Annotated in this window: 16 protein-coding genes; 4 read left to right on the forward strand and 12 right to left on the reverse strand. The window is 72.8% G+C overall.

What is annotated here, in order from left to right; genetic code table 11:
- Positions 1-47: 47 nt before the first annotated feature.
- The 9 genes from murG to rsmH form a co-directional block, all read right to left on the reverse strand.
- Complete coding sequence (gene murG, locus AB0K65_RS21690; protein WP_365718890.1) at positions 48-1142, reverse strand: undecaprenyldiphospho-muramoylpentapeptide beta-N-acetylglucosaminyltransferase; 1095 nt, start codon at positions 1140-1142, stop codon at positions 48-50.
- 6 nt (positions 1143-1148) lie between these two features.
- Positions 1149-2486 (reverse strand): putative lipid II flippase FtsW, encoded by a 1338-nt coding sequence (gene ftsW / locus AB0K65_RS21695; RefSeq protein WP_365718892.1) that lies wholly within the window; start codon positions 2484-2486, stop codon positions 1149-1151.
- Between the two features lie 55 nt (positions 2487-2541).
- Entirely contained in the window at positions 2542-3990 is a 1449-nt protein-coding gene (gene murD / locus AB0K65_RS21700) for a UDP-N-acetylmuramoyl-L-alanine--D-glutamate ligase (RefSeq protein ID WP_365718894.1), read from the reverse strand.
- Positions 3972-5042 carry a phospho-N-acetylmuramoyl-pentapeptide-transferase gene (gene mraY, locus AB0K65_RS21705; protein WP_365718897.1) on the reverse strand — a complete coding sequence of 357 codons (1071 nt, stop codon included), beginning with the start codon at positions 5040-5042 and terminating at the stop codon, positions 3972-3974. Before mraY ends, murD begins: the two co-directional genes overlap by 19 nt.
- Positions 5039-6463 carry a UDP-N-acetylmuramoyl-tripeptide--D-alanyl-D-alanine ligase gene (murF, locus tag AB0K65_RS21710; RefSeq protein WP_365718899.1) on the reverse strand — a complete coding sequence of 475 codons (1425 nt, stop codon included), beginning with the start codon at positions 6461-6463 and terminating at the stop codon, positions 5039-5041. The genes mraY and murF overlap by 4 nt, the downstream gene beginning before the upstream one ends.
- Before the next feature lie 3 nt (positions 6464-6466).
- A complete protein-coding gene (locus AB0K65_RS21715; RefSeq protein WP_365718901.1) occupies positions 6467-8116 on the reverse strand; it encodes a UDP-N-acetylmuramoyl-L-alanyl-D-glutamate--2,6-diaminopimelate ligase in 1650 nt (549 codons plus the stop codon).
- A 16-nt stretch (positions 8117-8132) separates the two neighbouring features.
- Positions 8133-10097: a penicillin-binding protein 2 gene (locus AB0K65_RS21720; protein WP_365719082.1), complete on the reverse strand. Its 1965-nt coding sequence runs from the start codon at positions 10095-10097 to the stop codon at positions 8133-8135.
- Positions 10098-10102: 5 nt separating this feature from the next.
- Positions 10103-10723 carry a septum formation initiator family protein gene (locus AB0K65_RS21725; RefSeq protein WP_365719084.1) on the reverse strand — a complete coding sequence of 207 codons (621 nt, stop codon included), beginning with the start codon at positions 10721-10723 and terminating at the stop codon, positions 10103-10105.
- A gap of 85 nt (positions 10724-10808) precedes the next feature.
- The gene (gene rsmH, locus AB0K65_RS21730) at positions 10809-11765 is read right to left on the reverse strand and encodes a 16S rRNA (cytosine(1402)-N(4))-methyltransferase RsmH (protein ID WP_365718903.1); all 957 of its coding nucleotides are present in this window, start codon (positions 11763-11765) and stop codon (positions 10809-10811) included.
- A gap of 319 nt (positions 11766-12084) precedes the next feature.
- Here rsmH and AB0K65_RS21735 point away from each other — a divergent pair, with 319 nt between their 5' ends.
- The 4 genes from AB0K65_RS21735 to AB0K65_RS21750 all read left to right on the forward strand — a co-directional run bounded on the left by AB0K65_RS21735 (position 12085) and on the right by AB0K65_RS21750 (position 17610).
- Positions 12085-12624 (forward strand): carbonic anhydrase, encoded by a 540-nt coding sequence (locus AB0K65_RS21735; RefSeq protein ID WP_365718905.1) that lies wholly within the window; start codon positions 12085-12087, stop codon positions 12622-12624.
- Positions 12625-12791: 167 nt separating this feature from the next.
- Positions 12792-13820 (forward strand): MoxR family ATPase, encoded by a 1029-nt coding sequence (locus AB0K65_RS21740; protein WP_365718907.1) that lies wholly within the window; start codon positions 12792-12794, stop codon positions 13818-13820.
- Entirely contained in the window at positions 13820-15193 is a 1374-nt protein-coding gene (locus tag AB0K65_RS21745) for a DUF58 domain-containing protein (protein WP_365719086.1), read from the forward strand. Before AB0K65_RS21740 ends, AB0K65_RS21745 begins: the two co-directional genes overlap by 1 nt.
- Positions 15190-17610, forward strand: a complete 2421-nt coding sequence (locus AB0K65_RS21750; RefSeq protein WP_365718909.1) for a DUF3488 and transglutaminase-like domain-containing protein — start codon at positions 15190-15192, stop codon at positions 17608-17610. The genes AB0K65_RS21745 and AB0K65_RS21750 overlap by 4 nt, the downstream gene beginning before the upstream one ends.
- 213 nt (positions 17611-17823) lie before the next feature.
- Here the strand turns inward: AB0K65_RS21750 and AB0K65_RS21755 are convergent, their stop codons facing one another.
- The 3 genes from AB0K65_RS21755 to AB0K65_RS21765 all read right to left on the reverse strand — a co-directional run bounded on the left by AB0K65_RS21755 (position 17824) and on the right by AB0K65_RS21765 (position 19946).
- On the reverse strand, positions 17824-18225 hold the full coding sequence (locus AB0K65_RS21755) for a DUF3040 domain-containing protein (protein WP_365718911.1): 402 nt from the start codon (positions 18223-18225) through the stop codon (positions 17824-17826).
- Positions 18226-18529: 304 nt separating this feature from the next.
- Positions 18530-19318: a methyltransferase gene (locus tag AB0K65_RS21760; protein WP_365718913.1), complete on the reverse strand. Its 789-nt coding sequence runs from the start codon at positions 19316-19318 to the stop codon at positions 18530-18532.
- 67 nt (positions 19319-19385) lie between these two features.
- Positions 19386-19946, reverse strand: coding sequence for an SAV_6107 family HEPN domain-containing protein (locus tag AB0K65_RS21765; protein ID WP_365718914.1), 561 nt, complete (start codon positions 19944-19946; stop codon positions 19386-19388).
- Positions 19947-20067 lie beyond the last annotated feature (121 nt).

Consider the following 20067-nt stretch of genomic DNA (forward strand, 5'->3'; position numbering starts at 1 on the left):
CGTGCGTGCCAGGCGTCGCGGGGCAGGCGGGACTTTCGAAACACGCCCTAGCCCTGCCCGCGGGCGGCGATCGCCTCGTACACCATGCCGACGAGCAGGTCGTCGGCGTCCCGGCGGCCGAACTCGGCGGCGGCGCGGGACATCTCGTACAGACGGTGCGGATCGGCCAGTACGGGCAGGACGTTGCCCTGGACCCACTGCGGCGTCAGTTCCGCGTCGTCGACGAGGAGTCCGCCGCCCGCCTTGACCACCGGCTGGGCGTTGAGCCGCTGTTCGCCGTTGCCGATCGGCAGCGGGACGTAGGCGGCGGGGAGCCCGACGGCGGAGAGTTCGGCGACGGTCATCGCGCCCGCGCGGCAGAGCATCATGTCGGCGGCGGCGTACGCGAGATCCATCCGGTCCACGTACGGTACCGGCACGTACGGCGGCATTCCGGGCATGTTGTCCACGCGCGGCAGTTCGTTCTTCGGGCCGACCGCGTGCAGGATCTGGATGCCCGAGCGCTGGAGCACCGGGGCGATCTGCTGCACGACCTCGTTGAGCCGCCGCGCGCCCTGGGAGCCGCCGGAGACCAGCAGGGTGGGCAGGTTCGGGTCGAGACCGAAGGCGGCGCGCGCCTCGGGACGGACCCGGGCCCGGTCGAGCGTGGCGATGGTGTGCCGCAGCGGGATGCCGATGTACCGGGCGTTCCGCAGTTTGGAGTCCGGGGTGGCGACGGCGACCCCGGCCGCGTAGCGCGAGCCGATCTTGTTGGCCAGACCCGGGCGGGCGTTCGCCTCGTGGACGACGATCGGCACCCCGAGGCGCTTGGCGGCGAGGTAGCCGGGCAGCGCGACGTAGCCGCCGAAGCCGACCACGCAGTCGGCCTTGGTCCGCTCGAGGATCTGCTCGGCCGCCTTGATCGTGCCGCGCAGCCGCCCGGGGACGGTGATCAGCTCGGGGGTGGGCCTGCGCGGCAGCGGGACGGCGGGGATGAGCGCCAACTCGTAGCCCCGCTCGGGCACGAGCCGGGTCTCCAGACCCTTCTCCGTGCCGAGCGCCGTGATTCCCACGCTCGGGTCCTGCCTGCGCAGGGCATCCGCGAGGGCGAGCGCGGGCTCGATGTGGCCGGCGGTCCCCCCACCGGCGAGTACGACATGCACCGAAATTCACCGCTCTCCGGACGGACGCTTCTTGACGCGCCGTCGCATCGACTTCCATCTCACCCCGGCCCGCTTGCCCCAGCCGGGGCGGCGCATGGCCAGGGCCGCTTTCGCGGCGGGCTCCTGTCGCGCGAAGGCGATCAGCAGTCCGACGGCGAACATGGTCGGCAGCAGGGCTGACCCTCCGTAGGAGAACAGCGGGAGCGGGACACCGGCGATCGGCAGCAGGCCGAGCACCGCACCGATGTTGATCACTGCCTGAGCCGTGATCCAGGTGGTCACACCTCCCGCGGCGTACCTCACGAAGGGGTCCTCCGTGCGTCCGGCCACGCGGATACCCGCATAGCCTAGAGCCGCGAACAGGGCGAGTACCGACAGCGTCCCCGCCAGACCCAGTTCCTCACCGGTGACGGCGAAGATGAAGTCCGTGTGCGCTTCGGGTAGTTGACCCCATTTTTCCACACTGGCACCCAGCCCGGAACCGAACCATCCGCCCGACGCCAGAGCGTAGATGCCGTGCGCCGCCTGCCAGCAGGGGTCCCCCTCGCCGCCGGGCTCGCTGGCCCCGATGCAGGCGAACCGCCGCATCCGGTTGGGGCTGGTCTTGATGAAGAGCAGCCCGATGGCGGCCGCGACGGCGAGGACGCCGGCGAAGAGCCGGGTGGGCGCGCCGGCGGTCCACAGCAGGCCGAAGAGGATCGCCGTGAGGATGATCGCCGTGCCCATGTCGCCGCCGAGCATGATCAGCCCGAGGAGCAGGAAGGCGCCGGGGACCAGCGGGACCAGGATGTGCTTCCACTGGGACAGCAGGCGCATGTCCTGTTTGCGGGCCAGCAGGTCCGCGCCCCAGAGGATCAGCGCCAGCTTGCCGAACTCGCTGGGCTGGAGCTGAAACGGTCCGCCCAGATAGATCCAGTTCTGGTTGCCGTTGACCGCGTGCCCTATCCCGGGGATCTGGACGAGCGCCATCAGGAAGACGGTGCCGACGATGAGCGGATAGGCGAGCGCACGGTGCAGCTTGACCGGCATCCGGGAGGCCAGGAACAGCAGGCCCGCGCCGATGAGCGCGGCCAGGAACTGCTTGCCGAAGAAGTAGGAGGGGGCGAGTTCGTAGCGCAGGGCCGTGATCATCGACGCGGAGTAGACCATCACCAGGCCGAGGGTGGTGATGAGCAGTCCGGCGCCGAGGATCACGTAGTACGCGGTCAGGGGGCGGTCCCAGGCGCGGCGCGCCTGCTCGTGCATCCGCCGTACCCCGCCGCCCGGGTGCCGTGGCGGCGCGGGGGCGCGGCCCGCGCCGCGCAGGGCGGACGGCCGCCGTGGTCCGGCGGTTCGGCTCGGCATGGTCGCTGTCCCCTCCGGTCGTGCCCGGCGCGGCCGGACCTGTTGGCTGGTCAGGTCAGGCGCGCCCGGTGGCGGCGAGGGCGCGGACCGCGTCCGCGAAGGCCTCGCCCCGCTTGTTGTAGTTGGTGAACATGTCCATCGAGGCGCAGGCCGGGGCCAGCAGGACCGTGTCACCCGGCCGGGCGAGCCGGGCCGCCTCCTGGACCGCCGCGGACATCGCCCCAGTGTCGGTCCGGTCGAGGTCCACCACAGGGACCTCCGGGGCGTGTCGCGCCAGGGCTTCGCGGATCAGGGCGCGGTCGGCGCCCATGAGCACGACGCCCCGCAGACGGGGCGCGGAGGCCCGCACGAGGTCGTCGAAGGTCGCGCCCTTGGCGAGGCCGCCGGCGATCCACACGAGGGGTTCGTAGGCCGCCAGGGAGGCCTGGGCCGCGTGCGTGTTGGTGGCCTTGGAGTCGTCGACGTACGCGACGCCGTCGACGTCCTCGACGTGCTCGATGCGGTGGGCGTCGGGCCGGAAGGCCCGCAGGCCGTCCCGTACGGCCTTCGGTTCGACGCCGAAGGCGCGGGCGAGGGCGGCCGCGGCGAGCGCGTTGGCGATGTTGTGGGGCGCCGGGGGCCGGACGTCGGAGACCTCCGCCAGCTCCTGGGCCTGCTTCTGGCGGTTCTCGACGAAGGCGCGGTCGACCAGGATGCCCTCGACGACGCCCAGCTGCGAGGGGCCGGGGGTGCCGAGGGTGAAGCCGATCGCCCGGCAGCCCTCCTCGACGTCGGCCTCGCGGACGAGGTGCTCGGTGGCGGGGTCGGCGGCGTTGTAGACGCAGGCGACCGAGTTGCCCTCGTAGATCCGGCCCTTGTCGGCGGCGTACGCCTCCATGGAGCCGTGCCAGTCGAGGTGGTCGGGGGCCAGGTTGAGCACCGCGGCCGAGTGGGCGCGCAGCGAGGGCGCCCAGTGGAGCTGGTAGCTGGAGAGCTCGACGGCGAGGACGTCGTAGGTCTCCTCGCCGAGGACGGCGTCGAGGAGCGAGACGCCGATGTTGCCGACGGCCGCGGTGCGCAGCCCCGCCGCCTCCAGGATCGAGGCGAGCATCCGCACGGTGGTGGTCTTGCCGTTGGTGCCCGTGACGGCGAGCCAGGGCGCCGCCTTGGGGCCGCGCAGGCGCCAGGCGAGCTCGACATCGCCCCAGATCTCCACGCCCGCCTCGGCGGCGGCGGTGAAGAGGGGCTTGTCGGGCCGCCAGCCGGGGGCGGTGACGATCAGCTCGGTGCCTTCGGGCAGGGTCGCGCCGTCGCCGAGGCGGACGGTGATCCCCTCGGCCTCCAGTTCGGCGGCCTGCGCCCGGGAGCGCTCGTCGTCGCCGTCGTTGACGACGGTCACGACCGCGCCGAGGCCGTGCAGGACGCGGGCGGCGGGGATGCCGCTCACGCCCAGGCCGGCGACGGTGACGCGCTTGTCCCGCCAGGCGGCGGCCTGCTGATCGGTGCTCACTTCTCTGATGCCCATCCCGCGTAGAAGAGGCCGAGGCCGACGATCACGCACATGCCCTGGATGATCCAGAACCGGACCACGACCAGGACCTCGGACCAGCCCTTGAGTTCGAAGTGGTGCTGGAGCGGCGCCATCCGGAAGACCCGCTTGCCGGTCATCTTGAAGGAGCCGACCTGGATGACCACGGACATGGTGATCAGGACGAAGAGGCCGCCGAGGAGGGCGAGCAGCAGCTCGGTGCGGGAGCAGATGGCGAGACCGGCGAGCGCGCCGCCGAGGGCCAGCGAGCCGGTGTCACCCATGAAGATCTTGGCGGGCGAGGTGTTCCACCACAGGAAGCCGAAGCAGGCACCCATGAGCGCCGAGGCCACGACGGCGAGGTCGAGCGGGTCGCGCACCTCGAAGCAGGCGTTGGGGTTGGTGAGGTCCATCGCGTTGGCGCAGGACTCCTGGAACTGCCACAGGCCGATGAAGGTGTAGGCGCCGAAGACCATCACCGAGGCTCCGGTGGCCAGGCCGTCGAGACCGTCCGTCAGGTTCACGCCGTTGGACATGGCCAGGATCATGAAGAGCGCCCAGACCACGAACAGCACCGGTCCGATGGACCAGCCGAAGTCGGTGATGAAGGAGAGCTTCGTGGAGGCCGGGGTGAGGTCGCGCTGGTCGGCGAACTGCAGCGAGAGGACGGCGAAGGCGATGCCGACGATCAGCTGGCCGGCCATCTTCGCCTTGGCCCGCAGGCCCAGCGACCGCTGCTTGACGATCTTGATGTAGTCGTCGAGGAATCCGACCAGACCCATGCCGGCCATGAGGAAGAGCACCAGCACGCCGGAGTACGTCGGGTCCTCGCCGGTGATGACCTTGGCGAGCGCGTACGCGATGAGCGTGGCCAGGATGAAGGAGATGCCGCCCATGGTGGGCGTGCCCTTCTTGCCGGCGTGGCCGCGCGGGCCGTCGTCCCGGATGAACTGGCCGTACCCCTTGCGGGCGAGCAGCTTGATGAGCAGCGGGGTGCCGATCAGGGTCAGGAAGAGCCCGATGGCCCCCGCGAAGAGGATCTGCCTCATCGGCCGGCAACCTCGCCCTCGGAGTCGAGCAGTGCCAGGGCGACCTGTTCGAGACCGACCGACCTCGAAGCCTTCACCAGCACGACGTCTCCCGGACGCAGTTCACTGCGCAACAGGTCGACCGCCGCCCGCGCGTCGGACACGTGCACCGACTCCTCACCCCACGAACCCTCGTTATATGCGCCCAGTTGCAGCCAGGACGCTTCCCTGTCCCCGACCGCCACGAGCTTGCTGACGTTGAGCCGGACGGCGAGCCGTCCGACCGCGTCGTGCTCGGCGAGCGATGCGTCACCGAGCTCGGCCATCTTGCCGAGCACCGCCCACGTACGGCCCCCCTGGGCCTGTGCGGCCCGGCCCATGGACGCGAGCGCGCGCAGGGCGGCTCGCATGGACTCGGGGTTCGCGTTGTAGGCGTCGTTGACGATCGTCACGCCGTCCGGACGCTCGGTGACCTCCATGCGCCAGCGCGACAGGGTGCCTGCCTCGGAGAGCGCGGTGGCGATCTCCTCCACGGGCATGCCCAGCTCGTGCGCGACGGCGGCCGCGGCGAGCGCGTTCGACACGTGGTGCTCACCGTACAGGCGCAAGGTCACGTCACTGCACCCGGTGGGTGTGTGAAGACTGAAAGAGGGCTGTCCGTTCTCTGTGAGCCGGACATTCTCGGCACGTACGTCGGCTTCCGGGTCCTCTCCGAAGAACGTCACGCGCGCCCGGGTCCGCTCGGCCATGGCCCGGACGAACGGGTCGTCGGCGTTGAGGACGGCCACGCCGCCCTGCTCGGCCGGGGGAAGCGCCTCGACCAGTTCGCCCTTCGCCTGGGCGATCTGCTCGCGGCCGCCGAACTCCCCGATGTGGGCGGAGCCCACGTTCAGGACGAGTCCGATGCGCGGCGGGGTCAGTCCGGTGAGATAGCGGATGTGACCGATGCCGCGGGCGCCCATCTCGAGGACCAGGTGCCGGGTGCCGTCGTCGGCCCGCAGCGCGGTCAGCGGCAGGCCGATCTCGTTGTTGAGCGAGCCGGGCGTCCAGACGGTGGGGGCGTGGCGTTGCAGGACCTGGGCGATCAGGTCCTTGGTGGAGGTCTTGCCGGCGGACCCGGTGAGCGCGACGACGTCGGTGCCGAGGCGTTCGACGACGGCGCGGGCGAGGGCCCCGAGCGCCGTCTGGACGTCGTCCACGACGATGGCGGGGACGCCGACGGGGCGGGCGGCCAGCACGGCTGCCGCGCCCGCCTCGACGGCACGCTCCGCGTAGTCGTGGCCGTCGACGCGCTCTCCGGGGAAGGCGACGAAGAGACTGCCGGTCTTCACCTCGCGGGAGTCGATGACGACGGGACCGGTGACGAGCACGGCCGGATCCGGTATGTCGGACGACTTCCCGCCGACGATGGTGGCGATCTCGGCGAGGGAGAGGGCGATCACAACTTATCCCTGACTGTTCTTGAGGCTGCGTTCCATCGCTTCGCGCAGGACCTGGCGGTCGTCGAAGGGGCGGACCACTCCGGCGATGTCCTGGCCCTGTTCATGGCCCTTGCCCGCCACCAGGACGGTGTCGCCCGGCCGGGCGCGGGCCACGGCCGCGGCGATGGCGGCGGCCCGGTCCGCTTCGACCAGCACGTCACCGCGCTCGTGGGCGGGCACCTCGGCGGCGCCCGCGAGCATCGTGGCGAGGATCGCGAGGGGGTCCTCGGAGCGGGGGTTGTCGGAGGTCAGTACGGCGGTGTCGGCGAGGCGCGCCGCGGCGGCGCCCATCGGGCCCCGCTTGGTGGTGTCGCGGTCGCCGCCGCAGCCGAGCACGATGTGGATGCTGCCCTCGGTGACCTTGCGCAGGGAGCGCAGGACCGATTCGACGGCGTCCGTCTTGTGGGCGTAGTCGACGACGGCGAGGTAGGGCTGGCCGGCGTCGACGCGCTCGAGGCGGCCCGGGACGCCGGGGACGGCGGCCACGCCGTCGGCGGCGGTCTGCGGGTCGATCCCGGCCACGGCGAGGGTGACGATCGCGGCGAGGGTGTTGGCGACGTTGAACGGGCCGGGCAGCGGCGCGGTGGCGGAGACGCGCTCACCCTGCGGGCCGAGGACGGTGAACGTGGAGCCGGTCGCGCCGATCTCGACGTTCTCCGCCCGCCAGTCGGCGTCCGGGTCGCCCTCGGCGGAGAAGGTGACGACCGGGACGGACGCCTCCTTGGCGAGCCGTCGGCCGTACGGGTCGTCGTGGTTCACCACGCCCTGTTTGCTGCGTTCCGGGGTGAAGAGCCGCGCCTTGGCCCCGAAGTAGTCCTCCATGTCGGAGTGGAACTCCATGTGCTCCGGACTGAGGTTGTTGAAGACGGCGACGTCGAAGACGCAGCCGTCGACCCGGCCGAGCACGAGGGCGTGGCTGGAGACCTCCATGGCGACCGAGTCCACGCCGCGTTCGCGCATGACCGCGAACAGGGCCTGAAGGTCGGTGGCTTCCGGGGTCGTACGTTCGGACTTGATGCGCTCGTCGCCGATCCGCATCTCGACCGTGCCGATGAGGCCGGTGCTGCGTCCGGCCTCGCGCAGGCCGCCCTCGACGAGGTAGGCCGTGGTGGTCTTGCCCGAGGTGCCGGTGATGCCGATCTGCAGGAGACCGGCGCCGGGCCGGCCGTAGATCTCGGCGGCGAGTTCGCCCATGCGGCCCCGTGGGTCGTCGACGACCAGGACCGGCAGGCCGGTCGCGGCGGCCCGCTCGGCGCCCGAGGGGTCGGTGAGGATCGCGACGGCGCCCAGTCCGGCGGCCTGGGCGGCGAAGTCCGCGCCGTGCAGCCGGGCGCCGGGGAGGGCCGCGTACACGTCCCCGGGGCGTACCGCCCGCGAGTCGTGGGTGATCCCCGAGACGTCTGCGGAGCCGGGGGTCTCGACTCCGAGCCGGGCGGCCAGGTCGCCCAGGGGTGTCGGGCGGGCCTGCTCCGGACGGGGCGGGGCGGTTCGGTACTGATCAGCGTGTGGCACGGCGGTGAGCGTACCGGGCGTACCCGGTGCGGGGCGAAATCGCGCCTCGGGGTCGTCGGCGTTCGATTTCCGGTTTCCGGAATCGGGGGTGATCGTTGTCACTGGTGCTCCCGAGGTGTCACTCGCTGGGCTTGAAGGTCACCGGCATCCGGGCCGGCTGGCTGCCCGTCGGCGCGACATGGAGTGTCTTGAGGGCGAACTCCATGACCTTCTTGTAGATGGGTCCGCAGATCTGGCCGCCGAAGTAGCTTCCCTTGGTGGGGTTCTGGATGGCGCAGTAGACGGTGATCTGCGGGTCGTCGGCGGGTGCGAAGCCCGCGAAGGAGGCGGTGTAGCCCTTGTAGCGGCCGAGTTCGGGGTCGACGCGGTTGGCGGTTCCGGTCTTGCCCGCGACCCGGTAGCCGGGGATGCGCGCCTTGGTGCCGGTGCCCTCCTCGTCCCCGACCACGGATTCCAGCATCCGTGCGACGGTGCCGGCGGTCTTCTCGCTGACCACCCGGGTCTGCCGGGGTGCGGGAGCCGGGGTGAAGCGCCCGTCGGGCCCCTTGAGGCCGCGGACCAGGGTCGGCTCGATCCGTACGCCCTTGTTGGCGATGGTCGAGAAGACCGAGGCGGCCTGCATGGCGTTGACCGAGAGGCCCTGACCGAAGGGGATCGTGTACTGCTGCGAGGTCGACCAGTCCTGGGGCTTGGCGAGGATGCCCGAGGTCTCCCCGGGATAGCCGAGTCCGGTGGGGCTGCCGATGCCGAACTTGCGCAGATAGGAGTGGAGGACGCGGTTGGCCTCCGGCTGGGTGGCGCCGAGCTGGCCGGTGGCCAGGATCGTCCCGATGTTGCTGGACTTGGCGAGGACTCCGTTGAGGGTGAGGTGCCAGGTCGGGTGGTCGATGTCGTCCTTGAAGAGGCGGTCGCCGCGGTGCAGCCGGTTGGGGACGACGACGTGGGTGTCGGGGGTGGCCACGCCCTCCTCCAGAACGGCGGCCATGGACATGACCTTGCTGGTGGAGCCGGGCTCGTAGGCGTCCTGGAGGGCGGCGTTGCCCATGGCGGCGGAGTTGGCCGCGGACAGGTCGTTGGGGTCGAAGCCGGGGGCGTTGGCCATGGCCAGGACCTCGCCGGTCCTGGTGTTCTGCACGATGACGTAGCCGCGGTCGGCCTTGGACTTCCGCACCTGGTCGGTGATGGCCTGCTGGGCGGCCCACTGGATGTCCCGGTCGATGGTCAGCTCGATGTCCGAGCCGGGGACGGCGGGGGTGCCCTGGGAGCCCGCGGTGGGCACCCGGCGCCCCCCGGACTGGGCGAACCTGATCTTTCCGTCCGTGCCGGCCAGCTCCTGGTCGAGCATGGACTCCAGGCCGCCGGCGCCGCGGCCCTCGGCGTTGACGTAACCCAGTATTCCGGCGGCGAGTTCGCCGTTGGGGTAGACCCGCTTGGTGCTCGGCTCGCTGAGGATGCCGCCGAGCACGCTGACGCCGTTGCCGCCCTCGGCCGGCGAGGCCTTCCGCTCGTACACCTTCTTGAGGTCCTTGATCTGCTTCCAGACCTGCGGTGTCTGCTTGCGGGCGAGCAGGGTGTAGCGCGACTTGGGGGTGCGGAGCTTCTTGACCAGCTCGGCGGGGTCCTTGCCGAGGAGCGGTGCCAGGAGCGCGGCGGCCTGCTCGGGGGCGTCGCGGACCTTGGAGTCCTCGGGGGTGAAGAGCTTCGGGTCGGCGGTGATGTCGTACGCGTCGACGCTGGCGGCCAGGGCGATCCCGGCCCGGTCGGTGATCTCGCCCCGGTCCGCGGAGAGGGTGAACTCCTGGTAGCGGTGCTTCTGCGCCTTGGCGGCGTACGCGCTGGCGTCGACGGCCTGGACCTGGAGCAGCCGGACGACGAACACCAGCATGACGAGGGTCAGTCCGAGGGAGACGAGCCGCAGCCGCGGCTTGGGGCTGCCGAGCCGGATGGTGCGGGCCTTGGGGCGCGCCGGGGGCCGCGGGGCGCGGCGCGGGGCGGGCCCTGCCGGCCGGCCCGCGGCGGGCCGGGGGCGCGTGGGCCGGGCGGGGCCGGGGACCGGGCGGCGCGGGGGCTCCTTGGGGGGCACTTCGGTCACCTGCCGGAGGTCGTCGGGGCGGGCGCGGGCGTGGTCGTCCTCGGCGTGTCGGACGTGCGGGGGGCGAACGGCGTGTCGGGCGACGCGGTCGCCGCGTTCGAGGCGTCCGGCGTGTCGGTCCGGAGGGCTCCCGCCGGGTCCTGGGTGGCGGCCGTGTTCAGGGTGGCCGCCGGGTCCTGGGTGGCGGCCGTGTTCGGTGTGTCGGCCGCGTCCGCCCCGGCGGTGGCCGACGGGGAGACCGGTGCGCCCGCCGGGGGCGTCGGGGTGGCCTGGCCGTCCGCGGGCACCGGCGGGGGCGGGGGCGCGGACGCCTTGGACGGCTTGCCGCGGACCGTGCCGTCCGGGTCGAGGAAGGCGGGGCTGCCGCCGGGGACCATGCCGAGCTCCCGGGCCCGCCGCTCCAGGGCGTCGGGCGCGGAGTAGTCGTCGACGTCCCGTTGGAGTGCCTGCTCCTCGTCGGTCAGCTCGGTGGTCTTCTTCTTCAGCTCGCTGAGCTTGAAGGAGCCCTGGTTGAGGGAGGAGTTCAGGAGCAGCAGCGTGATGAGGCCACCGCCGAGCAGAACCACGACGAGCAGGACGAAGGGGGTTCGGGCGGCGGTGCTGGGCCCCGACGGCATGAACCGCCCGAGCCGCGCGGCGCGCCCTTTGAGCGGCCCCTTCGTCGTCACGGCTGCCCGCTTTCCCTCGCCCGGCGTGCCTCGGTCACCGCTCGTCCTCCCGGATGCGCTCCGCCCCCCGGAGCCGGGCCGGGGCCGCGCGGCGGTTCTCGGCGATCTCCTCTTCCGTGGGGAGTTCGGCGCCACGGGTGAGGAGCTTCAGGCGGGGCTGGTAGCGCTCGGGGACCACGGGCAGGCCGGGCGGGGCCGTGGTCGCCGCGCCCGCCGCGAAGACCTGCTTGACCAGCCGGTCCTCCAGCGAGTGGTACGACAGGACCGCGATCCGGCCGCCGACCGCGAGGGCCTTCACGGCTGCCGGGATGGCCGCCTCCAGGACCGTCAGTTCGCCGTTGACCTCGATGCGCAGGGCCTGGAAGGTGCGCTTGGCGGGGTTGCCGCCGGTGCGCTTGGCCGCCTGCGGGAGGGAGTCGCGGATCAGCTCGACGAGACGGGCGCTGGTGGTGAACGGCTCCTTCTCGCGCTCGCGCACGACGGCGGAGACGATGCGCTTGGCCTGCTTCTCCTCGCCGTACGCCCGCAGGATGCGGACCAGCTCGCCGGGCGGGTAGGTGTTGAGGACCTCGGCCGCGCTGACCCCGGTCGTCTGGTCCATGCGCATGTCGAGCGGCGCGTCCTGCGCGTAGGCGAAGCCGCGGTCGGCCTCGTCGAGCTGCATGGAGGAGACGCCCAGGTCGAAGAGGATGCCGTCGGCCTTCGGGATGCCGAGCCGGTCGAGGACCTCGGGCAGTTCGTCGTACACGGCGTGGACCAGCGTGGCGCGCTCCCCGTACGGGGCCAGGCGCTCGCCGGAGAGCCGCAGCGCCTCCTTGTCCCGGTCGAGGGCGACGAGCCGCGCCTCGGGGAACCGCCGCAGGAGCGCCTCGCTGTGGCCGCCCAGGCCGAGGGTGCAGTCGACGACCACCGCACCGGGGCGCTCGAGGGCGGGGGCCAACATGTCCAGGCACCGCTGGAGCATCACCGGGACGTGTCGGTCGTTGCTCAATGCGCCCTCTCAGATCCGGCGCGGCCGGGACGTGTCACCGGCTCACCGGGCCCTACCGCCGCACACGCGGGGGAGAAACTGCTGAAATCGCTCAATGTCTCCGTGAACTTCGCGCCACTTTAGTCCACGGGCCCCGACGGTCAATCAACCGGCTGGCGCGTCGCGCGGGCGACCGGGGAGACCCGGGGGGTTCCGCGGAGTTCACCCCGATGGGCCCGGTCTCTCCTGCCTGTGGGTTACCTCACAACAAGGATCATTGACGTTCTTTGTCCCCTCTCACAGCGGGCCGGGGGGCGCTGTGACCATTACCGTCGATGTCATGTCGACCTCTGCGCACACCTCTGCCGACGCCATAGGTACCGGCGGCACGGTCACGGACCGTCTCGTCGAGGCCAACGCACGCTACGCCTCCGGCTTCACCGACCCCGGGATGGACGCCCGGCCCGTCCTGAACGTCGCCGTCGTCGCCTGTATGGACGCACGGCTCGATCTGCACGCCGCGCTGGGCCTGGAGCTCGGCGACTGCCACACCATCCGCAACGCCGGCGGTGTGGTCACCGACGACGTGATCCGCTCCCTCACGATCAGCCAGCGCGCGCTGGGCACGCGCAGCGTGGTGCTGATCCACCACACGGGCTGTGGTCTGGAGTCGCTGACCGAGGAGTTCCGCCACGACCTGGAGATGGAGGTCGGCCAGCGGCCGGCCTGGGCCGTCGAGGCGTTCCGCGATGTCGAGCAGGACGTCCGGCAGTCGATGCAGCGGGTGCGCACGTCGCCGTTCCTGCTGCACACCGACGACGTCCGGGGCTTCGTCTTCGACGTGACCACCGGCCTTCTCCGCGAGATCGACCCCGCGTAACCCGGCATACCCCGGCATAACGCTCGCACTTGTCCACAGGCAAGTGACACCGGGCGCCACGGGCAACAAGAATGCTCGGGTGACACCTTTCGGAAACCCTCCGGGACGGGTGTACGTGTTTCGGAGCGGGCCGCTCGTCGGCCCGCGAGTGGGCCGAGGAGGGCCGGGTGACGACCTATGACGATCGAGCGAGCCTCGCGGATCTGACCACGACGGCGGAGCGTGTCCGCCGGTCGGTGGAGGGTGTGATCGAGGGCAAGCCCGAGGTCGTACGGCTTTCGCTGACCGTGCTGCTCGCCGAGGGACATCTTCTGATCGAGGATGTCCCCGGCGTCGGCAAGACGATGCTGGCCAAGACGCTGGCGCGGTCCATCGACTGCTCGGTGCGCCGCATCCAGTTCACGCCCGACCTGCTTCCGTCGGACATCACCGGCGTGTCGATCTTCGACCAGCAGCGGCGTGACTTCGAGTTCAAGCCGGGCGCGATCTTCGCCCAGATCGTGATCGGCGACGAGATCAACCGCGCGTCGCCGAAGACCCAGTCCGCCCTCCTGGAGTCCATGGAGGAGCGGCAGGTCACGGTGGACGGGCAGACCTACGAGCTGCCGAGTCCCTTCATGGTGGTCGCCACCCAGAACCCCGTGGAGATGGAGGGCACCTACCCCCTCCCCGAGGCCCAGCGCGACCGCTTCATGGCCCGCGTCTCGATCGGCTATCCCAGTGCCGAGGCCGAGCTCCAGATGCTCGACGTGCACGGCTCGGTCTCGCCGCTCGACGACCTCCAGCCCGTCGCGCACGCCCACGACATCCTGAAGCTGATCGACGCGGTGCGCGGGGTGCACGTGGCCGACGCCGTCCGCCGGTACGCCGTGGACATCGTCGCCGCGACCCGCACCCACGCCGATCTCCGGCTCGGCGCCTCCCCCCGCGCCACGCTCCATCTGCTGCGCGCCGCCAAGGCGTCCGCCGCGCTGAGCGGCCGGGAGTACGTCCTGCCCGACGACCTCCAGGCGCTGGCGGTGCCGGTGCTCGCCCACCGGCTGCTGCCGACCACGCAGGCGCAGATGAACCGCCGCACGTCCGAGCAGGTCGTCCTGGACATCCTGCAGCGCACGCCCGTACCGGCCACCGCGCCGCCCGTCGGTCCGCCGGCCGGCCCGCTCTACGGCCAGCAGCCCGGCATCCGGCAGCTGTGATGACGACCGCTGCCGCGCCGGAGGGGCAGCGGGGTGACGACCGGGCCGTCCGGGCCGGTGACGACCGCGGCGGCCCACGGGCCGCGCTGAGCGGTCTCACCACCCGCGGCCGTTCCTTCCTCGCCGCCGGGATCGCCGCCGCCGCCTGCGCGTTCGTGCTGGGACAGGGCGACCTGCTGCGCGTGGGGCTGCTGCTGGCCGTCCTGCCACTGGTCTGCGCCGCCGTGCTCTACCGCACCCGCTACCAGGTCGCGGGCAGCCGCCGGCTCTCTCCGCACCGGGTGCCGGTCGGCTCGGAGGCCCGGGTCCATCTGCGGATGGAGAACGTCTCCCGGCTGCCCACCGGGCTCCTCATGCTCCAGGACCACGTCCCGTACATGCTGGGGCCGCGGCCCCGGTTCGTCCTGGACCGGGTCGAGGCGGGCGGGAGGCGGGAGGTGTCGTACCGGGTCCGCTCGGACCTGCGCGGCCGCTTCCCGCTGGGGCCCCTGCAACTGCGCCTGACCGACCCGTTCGGCATGTGCGAGCTGACCCGCTCGTTCAGCGCCTACGACACGCTGACGGTCGTGCCCCGCACCGAACCGCTGCCGCCGGTGAAGCTGGCCGGCGAGGCGGCCGGATACGGCGACGGACGGCAGCGCTCACTGGCACTGGCCGGGGACGACGACATCATCCCGCGCGCCTACCGTCACGGCGACGACCTGCGCCGGGTCCACTGGCGCTCCACCGCACGCTACGGCGAGTTGATGGTCCGCCGGGAGGAGCAGCCGCAGCGTCCCCGCTGCACGGTGCTGCTCGACACCCGCCGGATCGCCTTCCAGGGGGCGGGCCCCGACTCCGCCTTCGAGTGGGCGGTCTCGGGCGCGGCCTCCGCCCTGGTGCACATGCTGGAGCGGGGCTTCGCGGTGCGGCTCCTGACGGACACCGGCAGCGCGGTCCCCGGCGAGGGCGCCGAGGGCTTCGCGGGCTCGTCACAGGACGCGGCCGAGGCCGCGGGTCTGATGATGGACACCCTCGCCGTCGTCGACCACTCCGACGGAGCCGGTCTCTCGCGGGCGTACGACGTGCTGCGCGGCGGCAACGAAGGCCTCCTGGTCGCGTTCGTCGGCGACATCGACGAGGAGCAGGCGGCCCTGGCCGCCCGCATGCGGCGGCGCAGCGGCGCGGCGGTCGCCTTCGTCCTGGACAGCGGGACCTGGCTGACCGGCGGCGCGGTGAGCGGCGCGGTCGAGGAGCGGCTGCGGCAGCTGCGGGAGGCCGGCTGGACGGCGCTGGCCGTGCCCCCCGGGGCACGGCTCGCCGAGCTGTGGCAGCAGGCCGGAGGCATGTGGGTGGACGGCCCCGCGGGCGACTTCTCGGGAGGACGGTCATGAGCGGTCGCGCGCGGCTGACGCTCGGCGCCTACGCCGCCACGCTGATGGCGGCGGGCGCGCTGACTCCGCTGGTGCAGCCGGCGACGTGGATCTTCACGGCGGCGATCCTGCTGGCGGTGCAGAGCGGGGTCGGGGCGCTCACCCGGCGGGTCCCGCTGGCCAGGCCGGTGACGATCACGGCCCAGGCGGTGGTGACGCTGCTGGCGCTCACCCTGGTCTTCGCGCACGGGCACGCGCTGCTCGGGTTCCTGCCCGGGCCGGCGGCCTTCTCGCACTTCGCGACACTCTTCGAGGCGGGGGCGGCCGACGTCGGACGGTACGCGATCCCGGCTCCGGACACCGAGGGCATCCGGCTGATGGTCGTCGGCGGCGTGCTGCTGGTCGGCCTGCTCGTGGACACCCTCGCGGTGACCTTCCGCAGCGCCGCGCCGGCCGGTCTGCCGCTGCTCGCCCTCTACTCGGTCGCCGCCGGGCTCTCCGACGGCGGGGCGAGCTGGGTGTGGTTCCTGCTGGCGGCCACCGGCTATCTCCTGCTCCTCCTGGGCGAGGGCCGGGACCGGCTCTCGCAGTGGGGGCGGGTGTTCGGCGGCGCGCCGCGCTCGGCCGGCGGTGGCCCGGCGGCCGGCGACGGCGGACAGGTGCTCGCCCCGGTGCGGACCGGCCGGCGGATCGGTGTGGTCGCCATGGGCATCGCGCTGGTGGTGCCGGCCGCCCTGCCCGCCCTGAACGGCGGGCTGTTCGGCGGCCCCGGCGAGGGCGCGGGCACGGGCGGCAAGGGCGGCACGATCTCGGCGGTCAATCCGCTGGTCTCCCTCCAGGACAATCTGCGGCAGCCCGAGGACCGCGAGGTGCTGCGCTACCGCACCAACGCCGTCGACACCAGCGGCATGTACCTGCGGCTGGTGGCGCTCGACCAGTTCGACGGCACCTCGTGGAAGTCCTCGGTCCGCCCGATCGACGACGTGCCCGAGCGGCTGCCGCGGCCGGACGGGCTCAGTGACCAGGTGCGGTCGACCGAGATCACGGGCAACTTCGTCGCCTCGCCGTCGTACGAGCAGAAGTGGCTGCCGATGCCCTACCCGGCGGCCAAGATCGAGATCGACGGCCGCTGGAGGTACGAGCCGGCCGGCCGGATGCTCGTCGGTGACGACAAGCAGACCACCCGTGGCGCCCGGTACACGGTGACGAGCCTGGACGTGCGGCCGACGCCGGGCCAGCTGGCCGCGGCGGCCCCGCCGCCGGACAGGCTCCGCTCGGAGTACACCCGGGTGCCCGCCTCCCTGCCCGCCGACGTGAAGGCGACGGCCCTGCGGGTCACCGACGGCGCGCGCAACGACTACGAGCGGGCGGTGAAGCTCCAGGACTGGTTCGCCCGCGACGGCGGTTTCCGCTACGACGTGGACGTCGAGTCGGGTACGGGAGTGCGGGCGATCTCCCGCTTCCTGCAGCAGAAGGAAGGGTTCTGCGTCCACTTCTCCTTCTCGATGGCGGCGATGGCCCGTTCGCTGGGCATCCCGGCACGGGTGGCGGTCGGCTTCATGCCCGGCACCCCGCGGGCCGACGGTTCGGTCTCGGTGGGCATACGGGACGCCCACGCCTGGCCCGAGCTGTACTTCGAGGGGGCGGGGTGGACCCGGTTCGAGCCGACGCCGTCGCGCGGTTCCACCCCGGACTACACCCGTTCGCAGACGCCCACGGACACGCCGTCGGGGCCGGCGCAGCCGGAGACCAGCGCCTCGGCGCTCCCCTCCGCGGAGCCGAGCGCCTCGGACAGCTGCCCGCCGCAGCTGCGCCGCCAGGGCGAGTGCGGCCCCGACGCGGCGGCGGGCGGTGACACGTCCGGCGGCGGCGGGGCGGATGCGCTGAAGGTGTTCCTGCTGAGCCTGGGCGTGGCGGCGGTCGTGCTGCTGTTCCTGTCCCCGCTGCTGTGGCGCACGCGGGTACGGACCAGGCGGCTCGGCCTGCCGGGCCGCGCCGCCGAGGACGCGGCGGCGCGGACCCTGGCGGCCTGGCGGGAGATCAACGACACGGCCTGGGACCACGGCGTGGCGCCGGACGAGTCGCAGACCCCCCGGAAGACGGCGGCGCGGATCGTCCGTGTGGGCAGGCTGGAGGACGAGGCGGCGAACGCGGTGCACCGGGTGGCTCGCGCGGTGGAGGAGGTCCTCTACGCCCCGAGCCCGCGCCCGGCCGTGGGGCTGACGGAGGAGGTGGGCCTGGTCAGGTCCGGCTTCCACGCGGCTTCCGGCCGCCGCGCCCGGCTGCGGGCACTGCTCGTCCCGCGCTCGGCCGTACGGGTGCTGTGGGGCGCCTCGGCCCGCTGGTCGGCCCTCGGGGACCGCTGGTCGTCCTGGCGTCAGGGTGTGACGGCCCGCGCGGGGACGGCGTTCCGCAAGGTGTCCCGCCAGCGCGGCTAAGCCCGGCTCCCGCGTCTTGCGGCCCCGCCCCCGAGCCGTCGGGGGGCGGGGCCGCGGCCGTCCGCGGTGAGGCGGCCCGGTCGGCGGGTGTCCCCCGCGCCGGTCACCAGGCCCCCACACACGACGAGCCCCGCGGGGTCGGGCACCTTGGCGGTGCCGGCCCGCGGGGCTCGGGGTCGTATGGGGCCCGTACGGCCCTCGCTCACGGGGCCGTCAGTGGCCGCCGCCCTGCTGCTCGTCCCGGCGGCGCTGCCACCGTTCCTCGATGCGGTGCATCATCGAGCGACGCTGTCGGGCCTGACGGCCGCCGGCCGCTCCACCCGCCGCCTGCTGCTCGCCCGGCTTGGGCGCCTTGCGCCAACCGGTGACGGCCAGAACCGCGCAGCCCAGCATGACGAGGAATCCCACCACGCTGATCCAGATCTGCTGTGCGACCATTCCGGCCATGAGGAGCGCGATACCCACCAGAAAGCCGACGACTGCCTGGTAGACCCGTCGCCGGGTGTACGTACGCAGTCCGCTTCCCTCGAGCGCTGTCGCGAACTTGGGATCTTCGGCGTACAGCGCTCGCTCCATCTGCTCGAGCATTCGCTGCTCGTGCTCCGAGAGCGGCACGGAGTCCTCCTAGTCGTCGGTCGCGGGGGCGACCGGTATGCGGCCCTTTCAGGATAGGCAGGGAATCGCCCCCGTGAAACCCGCCCTCAACGCCAAATCGCCATTCCGGGCCGCCATGCGGTTCGGTTGCTGAGGCGTTGATTCCCCAGCGCCCTACCTGTCATGCCGGATGGTGTGCCTCGATCATACGGGGCGAAGCCCCGGACCGGAGGGTCTGTGGCGTACTCCATGTGCGGCTGCGTCGCTGATCAGCCGGTTGCGCGCCCTTCCGGGCCCGGAGAGGGCGCGCACCGCCGGCCGGGTGTCAGGCTCGCTTGTCGCCCAGGACGTGCAGCTGGGTGGCGATGGCGTGGAAGGACGGCAGCTCCGCGGCGGCCGCCTCCAGCTTGAGCAGAGCCTCCGCGGCGCCCGGTTCGGTGTCCACCAGGACGCCCGGGACCAGGTCGGCGAAGACCCGGACGCCGTGCACGGCGCCGACGTCCAGACCGGCCCCGGCCGCCAGTGCGGTGAGCTGGTCCGCGGTGAAGCGGCGGGGCACCGGGTCGCCGTCGCCCCAGCGCCCTTCGGGGTCGCTCAGGGCGTTGCGGGCCTCGGTGAAGTGGCCGGCGAGGGCCCGGGCGAGGACGGCGCCGCCGACACCCGCGGCGAGCAGGCTCAGCGCGCCGCCGGGGCGCAGTGCGGCGACCGCGTTCCGCACGCCCTCGGCCGGGTCGTCGACGTACTCCAGGACGCCGTGGCACAGCACCACGTCGTAGTTCTCGGGGGCCACGACGTCGAACAGGCCGCGGATGTCGCCCTGGACGCCTTCGACGAGGTCGGCGACACCGGCCTCGGCGACGCGCCGCTCCAGGGCGAAGAGGGCGTTCGGGCTCGGGTCGACGACGGTGACCCGGTGGCCCAGACGGGCCACCGGGACGGCGAAGTTCCCGGAGCCGCCGCCTGTGTCGAGGACGTCCAGACAGTCCTTCCCGCCGGCCTTGGCCCGGCGGTCGAGGGCGTCCTTGAGGACGTCCCAGACGACGGCGGTACGAAGGGAGGCGCGCGAGGGTCGCGACGACGTCTCTCGACCGAAGACAGGGGAAGGGTCCGACACGGCTGCTGACTCCTCGGTGACGGGTACGAACGCTCCCCACCCTATGGCCTCGCGCGCGAACTCCCGATCACCGCGCGGCCCCGTCGGCCCGGGGCTGGCGGGGCAGTACCGGCTGGAGCGCGAGGAGCCGCTCGACCAGCCGCAGGAACATGGCGGCGTCCCTGATCAGGTCGTCGGCTTCCCGCCGGCTCGCGGCGCCCGCGATCCCCGCCTCGGCCCGCGCCCGCCGCTCGGCTCCGGAGGCGAACAGGGCGCTCCACTCGGTCAGCTCGGGCGCGATCTCCGGGAGCACCTCCCAGGTGCTGCGTATGCGCCGGCGCCCGCGCGGGTCTGCCTCGGGCCTGCCCCGGGCGGCGAGCACGGCCGCGGCCGTGCGCAGGGCGGCGAGGTGGGCGGTGGCGTACCGCTCGTTGGGCTCGGCGGACGCGGTCGCCTCGTCGAGCCCGGCGTGCGCCTTGGCGAGCAGGTCGAGGGCGGCGGGCGGGGCGGTGGCGCGGCGCAGGACGGGGTGGATGTCGGTGGGCGGTCCGACCAGTGCGGGGGCGGGGCGGCCTCCCCCACGGCCTTCGGCGTGGGAGGTGCCCCCGGGACGGCGCCGGGGCGCGGCTGCTGCGGAGGAGCTGGCCATGACGAGCCTCCTGTCGTCGTGTGACGGCGCTGTGGCCGTATGTGTCCATCGTGCAGGGCGCCACTGACAATCCGGCTGACCTGGGCTTTTGCCTCAACCTCCGTTCGGCGGTAAGTTTTTG

Source organism: Streptomyces sp. NPDC053755, assembly GCF_040677675.1.
In the GTDB taxonomy this organism is placed as follows: domain Bacteria; phylum Actinomycetota; class Actinomycetes; order Streptomycetales; family Streptomycetaceae; genus Streptomyces.

What these genes read in the sequence shown, in the direction of transcription:
- ftsW (WP_365718892.1), bottom strand. Translation starts at nt 2,486, where the DNA reads ATGCCGAGCCGAACCGCCGGACCACGGCGGCCGTCCGCCCTGCGCGGC.
- murD (WP_365718894.1), bottom strand. Translation starts at nt 3,990, where the DNA reads ATGGGCATCAGAGAAGTGAGCACCGATCAGCAGGCCGCCGCCTGGCGG.
- mraY (WP_365718897.1), bottom strand. Translation starts at nt 5,042, where the DNA reads ATGAGGCAGATCCTCTTCGCGGGGGCCATCGGGCTCTTCCTGACCCTG.
- AB0K65_RS21725 (WP_365719084.1), bottom strand. Translation starts at nt 10,723, where the DNA reads ATGCCGTCGGGGCCCAGCACCGCCGCCCGAACCCCCTTCGTCCTGCTC.
- AB0K65_RS21735 (WP_365718905.1), top strand. Translation starts at nt 12,085, where the DNA reads ATGTCGACCTCTGCGCACACCTCTGCCGACGCCATAGGTACCGGCGGC.
- AB0K65_RS21745 (WP_365719086.1), top strand. Translation starts at nt 13,820, where the DNA reads ATGACGACCGCTGCCGCGCCGGAGGGGCAGCGGGGTGACGACCGGGCC.
- AB0K65_RS21750 (WP_365718909.1), top strand. Translation starts at nt 15,190, where the DNA reads ATGAGCGGTCGCGCGCGGCTGACGCTCGGCGCCTACGCCGCCACGCTG.
- AB0K65_RS21765 (WP_365718914.1), bottom strand. Translation starts at nt 19,946, where the DNA reads ATGGCCAGCTCCTCCGCAGCAGCCGCGCCCCGGCGCCGTCCCGGGGGC.